Below are 8,593 nucleotides of genomic sequence, written 5' to 3'. Positions count from 1 at the left end.
GACTGAGAGGGTTGAGGCAGCATCGGTTTGGTAAAGTCCTCAAACCACTGTAAAACTTTTGTAACAGCGTGTAAGTCCGTCTCGACTTCGAGACGGTCTTGTTTGAGAGCTTTTTCGTTATGCCTCAACCACACAAGATTCCAGGGTTTTTTAAACAGCGCCACTGTCTTTACGAAACACAACCAAGATTGTTTTGAGAATGAGCTTCAGGTCATACGCCAAGCTCCAGTTTTGCTGGTAGCGTAAATCCAGTCTAATGATGTCTTCAAAATTCTTTATGGAAGAGCGTCCATTGACCTGCCACTCGCCAGTCATTCCTGGCTTGACATCTAAACGTTGCCATTCCGGTACCTCATAAATATCGACTTCATTCGGTGTTGGGGGTCGGGTGCCAACCAGACTCATTTCACCTTTGAGGACGTTCCAAAACTGAGGCAGTTCATCCAGACTCGTCTTCCGTAAAATGCGACCCACCGATGTAATTCTGGGGTCGTTGTCTATTTTGAACGTCTTGCCATCGGCTTTATTTTGACTTTCAAGCTGTTTTTTGCTTTCTTCAGCATTAACCTTCATGGAGCGGAATTTCCAAATCCGAAAAGGCTTGCCCATCCAACCTAAGCGGGTTTGACTGAAGAAGATGGGGCCTGGATCGTTGAGCTTAATAGCTATTGCGATCGGAATAAACACCAAACCCGTAAGTACTAAACCCACTAGTGAACCCACCACGTCTAAGAATCGCTTTACTTTAGAGCGTACAGAAGGGTGAGTCGTTGGTAGCTCTGTTTTTGTCCGCGCTGCAACCGGAGTTGTTGGTTCCTCTAGAGGTTCAATCGTCAAGACTTTGTCGAGTGCGGTCATTTCCAGCACGGCTTGCACCTGCGGAAGCACGCCCCTGAGTACCAACTTAATTTCCTTGAGTCGAGCGCTTTTATGATTGCTAACGATTGCGCCGATACCGCTGCTGTCGATAAAGGTCGTCTGTGAAAAATCAAAAACGATTTTCTGGGGCAGCGAACTTCTCTCTAAAAGCTGGTGACAAGCGTCTTTAAAGGCCACAGCGTCAACCCCAGCCAAGCGAACGGGTATCTGCATCACAGCAGTATCGTTTGTGAAATCTACCTCAAAACCTGTTTCTGGAACTGGGTCAGGCATAAAAATTGGTACTCAGTTGTAACCTATCGTTCTGACCAACTATTTTGTCCTACAATCTTCTACTTCGCCAATTAGTTGGACTCAATTCATGCTCCATTTTAATGAACGGAGAGTTCGAGGGAACGTGTGCTAGACAATTTTTTATTTAGGACTCGTTGGTGTTCTTCGTGATGTGTAGCGCTACCCCCATGACGCACCTTGACCGGACTACGTTCCACTTGCTCGTGCAAATTCACCCCCATAAGATTAACACGGCAAAGCTGCTGCACAACACTGGCTAGAAAAAGTCACTCTCAAACTCGCCGGGTGTACTGGCTACCCAGCGAACCCCCCTAGGTCGTGCCCATAACTAAGCCGTTTGGCTCCTTCATACTTTATAATTCAGCATTATCATGCCGCTAGAAACTAAGCTCACTGCTCGCCTCGTAGAAATTTTTTCTGCCATTCAAGGGGAAGGGCTAAACGTCGGTACTCGTCAGCTATTTATCCGCTTTGCTCTATGCGACCTACGCTGTAAGTTTTGCGACAGTGCCCATACCTGGGGAGTTCCCTCTGAGTGTCGTATTGAACGGACGCCGGGACAAAGGGATTTTGAAACTCATCCCAATCCAGTATCGGGGAATCAGCTCCTCGAATGGGTGGAATGGCAAAATCAACCGGGCTTACACGATAGCCTAGCGCTTACGGGTGGCGAACCCTTGCTACATGCTCCATTTCTCGTCGAGTTTCTCCCGCTATTACGCCAATTGACTGAATTACCGATTTATCTGGAAACTGCTGGTCACCGTCCCGAACAGCTAGCGATGGTTCTGCCCTTCTTAGATTCGGTAGGTATGGATATCAAGCTCAAGAGTGTGAGTGGGGAGGACACAGGACAGGCACACAGCGAATTTCTTCAGCTTTGTCATAAGTCATCTGTGGCGGTCTTTGTCAAGGTTATCGTTGACCGCAACACAGACCCAATTGAGTTAGAGCAAGCTGCTCAATTGGTGGCACAGGTCAGTCCCGAAATTCCCCTATTTCTCCAACCGGTAACCCCGTTGGAGGAATCAAATCAGCACTTGCTTGTGCCTTCTCCCGAACAGGTTCTTGCTTGGCAAGCGTTAATGAAACGCATCCTCGCGTCCGTCCGGGTTATACCGCAGACTCACAAGATGATGGGTCAGCTTTAGTACTAGTACTGTTCCTCCCGTTGAGATTTAACTCGTGCCTTGGCTTGAGATGCACTCTTTTTGAGCGCAGAAAGCCGTGCTTCGTATTTGCGCCGTTGACGCCGACTTGGAGTGATTTCAACTAGGGTTTTTAAAGCGCTGCCGAGGCTTTTGTAAGCGTTGGGTAGAGTATAACCAAAACGAGTGGCAAGGGCGATCGCTTTTTCATCCGCCTCTAACGATTCTTTAAGGGTTTTCTCCCCATTGTTCTTCTGATACAGTCGCCAACCGGAAACGCCACACAGCGCCAGCGCCAACAACAGGAGCAAGCCATCTTGTACCCACAGTTCGCCCACAGCACCGCCCAAACCAATGGCTAGGGCTGCCATTTCCCAGCCTTCTTTAGGGATGGTATCATTTTGAACTCGAGCCACTTCGTGCCAAAATAGCAAGTTGCGCTGGTCAAGGGCAAGTTGCTCCCATTTGACTAAGTCAATTTGAATCTCAACCTCATCTCTGCCAATTTCTTCAGTACGAAGCAAGGGTGGATTGACTTCTGTGGTTGCTTCTACCATGACCCAGCTCTGCAATTCTGGTGGCAGTAACGTTTTCAAGCGCCGGAGTTCACTCATCTCGGCTCTGGCAGAAGAGGTTGCATAGGATGTCATATATCTGCCTCTACAAAACTCCAAACTATCAATACAAACTATCAATAAGGGTATCACTTGGAATGGTGGCACCCTCCCAGCGCCATGTCCAAGACTGATGACATGGGCTTTTACCGGACTGCGTACAGCTGCCCAGAGAGCAGTCGGGGTTTCCTGCTACAATTGCCCTTTTTCAGAAGGCATATCCACAGGCTTACGCCGTCTTAACGCAGCAGCGTTTAACCGAACAGTATCGAACAGAACAAAAGTATTCCTGTCCTTATCTATTATTCAGTCTAGCTAACTTCACCACAACCTCCACGCCGTCAGACAATGGGTTGCATTCTCTCACGGTTGGTCAAATAAGGGCATTTAATCCTCCCGTATTTAATCATCTCGCCCTCATAACCAGCCTAACGGTAAAAAACACGTAACTGAAAAAATCACTCAAGCGGCTGCCATTCTGAGCAATCAGGGGTTAGAATCAAGCTTTCTACTAGTTCGCCGCTGTGAGGCTACAGATTGGGGGTGGAAAAGAAGAGGAAAAGAGTATTTGTAGCGCCTTAATGCGAAAACGAGCTACCCAGTTTTGAGAAGCCTTGAACAAGTCGTTTTGTTATTTTTGTAAAGATTAGCCAAAACCTAATAATTTCAATAAAAATTATTGCAAACTATGATTAGAAAATAAAATAAGGCTTGTACGGAGTGCCTACCTAGAGACCCCCTGCACAAGGGTTGGTTGATGAGGTAGGAGAGTTCTTAAGTCAGTGGCATTCCTATAATAACAGGTGGAATCATTACTTGGATTGCATGGAATTAAACCTCTACTGCTAGACAGTCAGGCGATGAGAATATTGATGTTGTAAAAAGTCACTAGCATCATAAAAGAAACGGTAACCCATCCAACTGATTTAGCCATCTATTCAGGAGGGAGAACAAGCCAATCACATGAATTTGAACAATTGATGTCACGCTAAGGGTTAGAAATCTACTTGTTTCGGATGCAACTAAAGGGAATAACCAACACAACAATGCAAGCCCAATCGCTGAAAGTCCTTTTGGTTGAGGACAATTTCAAAGAAGCTGCACTTTTTGGAGAATTCTTATCAAAAACCCAAAGGATAAGCTTTGAGTTGACTCATGCTCAGCGACTTGATGAGACGCTAAAGCGCTTGGAGCAAGACAGCTTTGATGTCATTGTATTAGACCTCTCCTTGCCAGATGATCAGGGGATGGAGCTTGTTGTGAGTATCCGTTCAAAAGTCCCCCTTACACCCATTGTTGTGCTAACCGATCAGGAGCATGAACATCTAGCCGTGAAGGCTATTGATTCAGGAGTACAGGATTATCTGCTCAAAGAACAGGTAAACACCCCTTTGCTCGTTCATGTCCTGGGCTATGCCATTGAGCGTACCCAACTGTTACAAAAGCTACGTGAGAGTGAACAACGGTATGCACTGGTGATGAGCGGGGGTCAAGTTGGGGCTTGGCAGATGAACTTGACGAGCGATGAACTCTATGTATCTCCAAGTTTCAAAGCCCTCTTGGGTTATGGCGATCGCGAAATTGACATTACCTCAGAGAATTGGCTCAACTTCGTGCATCCAGATGACCAGCAAGCCGTGCTCACGGCTGCAATTGCTCATTGGCGAGGATTAACCCCCCATCTAGACATCGAACATCGGCTGCTGCATCGAGAGGGTAGCAGTCGATGGGTTCACTCTCGTGGAACCGTTTGCCGAGATGCGACAGGACAACCCTATCGAATCGCTGGCTCGATCACCGACATTACCGATCGCAAACAGGCAGAATTAATTTTAGTTGAGCGATCGCGTCAAACCCGATTAGCGACTGAGGTAGGTCTGGCTCTAACTCAGGGCGGCACTTTGGGGGGTATGCTGCAACAGTGCGCACAAGCGATTGTACAACACCTCAACGTTGCCCTAGCACGGATTTGGCTGCTCAAAGAGAACCAGAACATCCTAGAACTAGAGGCCAGTGCTGGAGCCTGTAGTCACCCCGATACTATTCCTGACCGCGCCTTGGTGACTTCCTTGAACCTCAGTCTCATGGCTCAAGAACGCCAGCCGTACCTAACCAATCATCTTGTGGATGAGCTGCTGCTAGAGGAGAGGGAAACGGGACACGGTAGCGTCCTTCGCGAATGGGTGTGTCAAGAGGGGATGGTTGCCTTTTTCAGGTATCCCTTAGTGGTTGAAAATCAACTTGTGGGCGTCATTACGCTATTTGCCCGCCAACCTATCAATCAAGACACCTGCAACGCCCTCGCCTTCATTGCCGATGAGATTGCCCTCGGTATCCAGCGCAAACAGGTCGGGCAAGCACTAGAACGAGAGCGCCAGCAATTGCGAGAGATTATTGCCAATGCTCCCGTTGCCATCGCCATGTTCGATACTCAGATGCGCTGTCTGGTTCATTCCCACAAGTGGTCAACCGATTACGGCTTAGAAGGACAGTCCATGATGGGTCGGACGCTTTGTGAGGTTTTCTCCGACTTCCCACAGCGTTGGCGGGCGATTGTGCAACGCGCCTTGAACGGTGAAGTCTTGTCCCAGCCAGAAGATAAGTGGGAGCGAGATGATGGCTCCACGTTGTCCCTGCGTTGGGCGGTTCAACCTTGGTCTACTCCAGAAGGGTCAGTGGGCGGCGTTGTGATTGCTACCGACCGAATCAACGAGTTGGTAGGAGCTAGAGAAGCGGCCTTGGAAAACTCGCGGCTCAAATCCCAATTTCTCGCCAACATGAGTCACGAAATCCGCACTCCCATGAATGGGGTGCTGGGAATGACCGAATTGCTAGCGAAAACAGACCTGAATCCCGAACAAGTAGACTTTGTGCAGACGCTACGGGTCAGTGCCGAGAATTTGCTGACGCTGCTCAACGACATTCTCGACTTTTCTAAGCTAGAAGCCAGTGAAATGCGTCTAGAGATGCAGGAATTTGAGTTAAACCGCTGCATTGAAGACGTAGCGGATTTACTGGCAACAGCAGCTCAGAGCAAGGGGCTAGAATTAGCCGTTTTAATTGACAATAATGTGCCGCAACAGTTAATTGGGGATGCCCATCGACTGCGGCAGATTCTGATGAATTTGGTCGGGAATGCGATCAAATTCACGTTTGCTGGGGAAGTTGTGATTCAAGTGTCCTTAGAATTTGAGACCTCTACTTATTCCGAACTGCGGTTTTCCGTAACGGATACAGGTATGGGCATTGCACCCGCAGACCAAAAGAAGCTGTTCCAATCTTTCTCCCAAGTGGATACTTCAACCACACGCGAGCATGGAGGCACTGGCTTGGGATTGGCAATTTGTAAGCAGTTGGTGGAGCTGATGGGAGGTGAAATCGGCGTCGCCAGTCACGGGGCGGCCTTCGTACCGGGGCGGTGGTCGGTGAAAATGGCTGCACCTCAGGGAACAGAAGGTAGCACGAGTAGAAGAGAGGGAGTTTCTAGAGTAGGAGTAGCAGACGAACCAAAGAATTTTTTCTCCCCCTGTGGGCGATCGCACTCCGCTGATGTTCCTAACATCGCTAGCGCTACATTATCGCCCCCTGCGTCCCCCTCCTCCTTCCCACAGCAGGGGTCAACCTTCTGGTTCACAGTGCCGCTGGCTAAACAAGCGGGTGACCTGGCTACACCAACCCCCGCACTCGATTTGGTCGGACTGAGACTGCTCATCATCAGCGGCAGCACCACACTTCGGAAGGTGGTGCATTCTCTGGCGACCTTTTGGGGAATGCAGGTCATGGAAGCCTCCAGTTGTGAAGAAGCCGTCACGGTTTGGCGCTCTGTTGAGAGTCAAAATCAGTTCATTGATGTCGCGATTTTCGACTTGAACTTGCTGGAGCGGGAAAGCGAAAGTGTAAGAGCGGCTTTGGCCTTGGTGATTCAAGCCCATAGTCCGAGTCAGGGATTGACGGATTTGGATCCGGTTGGCTTACCCGCTACGAGTCACTCCCAGCGACTACAGCGATCGACAAAATGGTTGTTGATGAGTTCGGTGCAAGAGCGATCGCTGGCCTTACGCCTGATGGATTTGGGATTTAGTGGTTGTATCACTAAGCCCTTGAAAGCCTCTAAGCTATTGGGTTGTCTCAGGCAGGTTTTGACGCCCTTGGATGAGTGCAACCCGAAGAGTCAGGCAACTCTAGTGAAACCTCCATCGCTAATCCCTAAGAGCGCAACCTACCGTTCAAAAGTGAAAATTTTGTTGGTAGAAGATACTCCAACTAACCAAAAGGTAGTACTTAATCAGTTGAAAATGTTGGGTTATGAGGCAGATTGTGCTGTTAATGGCAAGGAAGCACTGGATTGGCTAACGAGTGGCACAGGCTTTAGTAAGACTGGAGATTGGGGGCTGTTGGAACAGGAGGAGAGTGGAACCGAAGCTCTAATGATAGCGTTAGCGCAGCGGGACGGGAGAGGTCTTAGCGAAGCGAACCGAAGTGTCACAGGATATAGTCAGGCGATCGTAGCGTCCCAGCCCGACAAAGTCCACAAATGTCTTCACCTGACCCCCGAACTTTGTCCCTATCACGCTCCTAATGCCACTAACGCTTTGCGATCGCTATCAACCACTCATCCCCCCTCATCGGCTTACGCCTACGATATTGTCTTGATGGACTGTCAGATGCCTGTCATGGATGGGTACGAAACAACCCAACTCTTGCGTGCCTTTGAAGGTGAATCTCGTCGAACTGTCGTGATTGCTATGACGGCTAATGCTTTGGTAGGCGATCGCGAAAAATGTCTGGCGGCAGACATGGATGACTACGTCAGCAAACCTGTGAGGCTCGAAGAATTAGAACAGGTCTTAGAACGCTGGGTACCTCAGCGAGTCAAGGATTCAGCGAGTCAAGGAGGCGGGGAGCCAGAACTGCAAACCGAGTACTTGAGCATTCCAAACAGTCAAAACTCAAACCCCCTAACTCCCAACAGTTATCACCTCTCTAACTCCCTGAAATGTTCTCCATCTGTTCCTGAACACCTCAATGAAGCACCTGTGGATTTAGAGATGTTGTCAGAACTTTCTAGAGGAGATACTGAATTTCTACGAGAACTCTTACAAGTTTTTCTAGAAGATGCTCTCGTTTACTTGGAAGAATTAAAGAATGCGCTCGCAGCGGGCGATTGCGCCACCCTTGCCCGTCGCGCTCACCAACTCAAAGGTTCCAGTGCCACGGTCGCCATCTACGAGATGCCAGAAATCGCGGCCCAGTTAGAGCGTCAGGCTGAAGAAAATCAGCTTTTGGGTGCATCTGACCTGCTAAGTGGGTTAGAGCAGATTCTAGAACGTATTCATGCCTTTATCAGCAAGGGTTAGGATGGCTTAAACCAACGTGCCTGAGCGAGCGATCGCGCTGTTGATTCATTGGCGAAAAGCAACGCTTGTGCTGGAGGCGATCGCGCTGTTCGTCGTAGCATGACCCAAAGATGACCCAAAGATGACCCTAGGGAGCCGGTCAAGTACAAGTATTTGACAAGAGAGCCATAATATGAAAGTTGTAGGGGCGAAGCATTCGGACGGAAAATCCTGGACACTTACTATAAATTAGTCTCCGAATGCTTCGCCCATCCCCAGAAAGTAGATTTTGTCAACCTTGACTTCTTGACCGGCTCCCTAG

5 protein-coding genes are annotated in these 8,593 nt (G+C 48.9%); 2 read left to right on the top strand and 3 right to left on the bottom strand.

Annotated elements, in window-relative coordinates; all coding sequences use genetic code 11:
• Positions 1 to 150: 150 nt before the first annotated feature.
• Entirely contained in the window at positions 151 to 1,152 is a 1,002-nt protein-coding gene (locus tag V6C93_RS06645; protein ID WP_333475867.1) for a sugar transferase, read from the bottom strand.
• A 392-nt stretch (positions 1,153 to 1,544) separates the two neighbouring features.
• On the opposite strand from V6C93_RS06645, the gene V6C93_RS06640 reads away from it, so the two are divergent.
• On the top strand, positions 1,545 to 2,324 hold the full coding sequence (locus V6C93_RS06640) for a 7-carboxy-7-deazaguanine synthase QueE (protein WP_333475866.1): 780 nt from the start codon (positions 1,545 to 1,547) through the stop codon (positions 2,322 to 2,324).
• Between the two features lie 2 nt (positions 2,325 to 2,326).
• Here V6C93_RS06640 and V6C93_RS06635 read toward each other — a convergent pair whose 3' ends face one another.
• On the bottom strand, positions 2,327 to 2,971 hold the full coding sequence (locus V6C93_RS06635; protein ID WP_349262630.1) for a DUF3318 domain-containing protein: 645 nt from the start codon (positions 2,969 to 2,971) through the stop codon (positions 2,327 to 2,329).
• A gap of 1,010 nt (positions 2,972 to 3,981) precedes the next feature.
• Here V6C93_RS06635 and V6C93_RS06630 point away from each other — a divergent pair.
• Complete coding sequence (locus tag V6C93_RS06630) at positions 3,982 to 8,292, top strand: response regulator (RefSeq protein ID WP_333475865.1); 4,311 nt, start codon at positions 3,982 to 3,984, stop codon at positions 8,290 to 8,292.
• Here the strand turns inward: V6C93_RS06630 and V6C93_RS06625 are convergent.
• Complete coding sequence (locus V6C93_RS06625; RefSeq protein ID WP_333475864.1) at positions 8,289 to 8,510, bottom strand: hypothetical protein; 222 nt, start codon at positions 8,508 to 8,510, stop codon at positions 8,289 to 8,291. The two genes, V6C93_RS06630 and V6C93_RS06625, sit on opposite strands and share 4 nt — an antisense overlap.
• Between the last annotated feature and the right edge of the window lie 83 nt (positions 8,511 to 8,593).

Origin of the sequence: Allocoleopsis sp. (genome assembly GCF_036703385.1) — a bacterium.
Classification (GTDB): domain Bacteria; phylum Cyanobacteriota; class Cyanobacteriia; order Cyanobacteriales; family Coleofasciculaceae; genus Allocoleopsis.
This window is presented reverse-complemented; position numbering and strand designations above follow the sequence as displayed.

Excerpts from the sequence above, each read along its gene's own strand:
- V6C93_RS06645 (WP_333475867.1), bottom strand. The coding sequence starts at position 1,152 with ATGCCTGACCCAGTTCCAGAAACAGGTTTTGAGGTAGATTTCACAAAC.
- V6C93_RS06640 (WP_333475866.1), top strand. The coding sequence starts at position 1,545 with ATGCCGCTAGAAACTAAGCTCACTGCTCGCCTCGTAGAAATTTTTTCT.
- V6C93_RS06635 (WP_349262630.1), bottom strand. The coding sequence starts at position 2,971 with ATGACATCCTATGCAACCTCTTCTGCCAGAGCCGAGATGAGTGAACTC.
- V6C93_RS06630 (WP_333475865.1), top strand. The coding sequence starts at position 3,982 with ATGCAAGCCCAATCGCTGAAAGTCCTTTTGGTTGAGGACAATTTCAAA.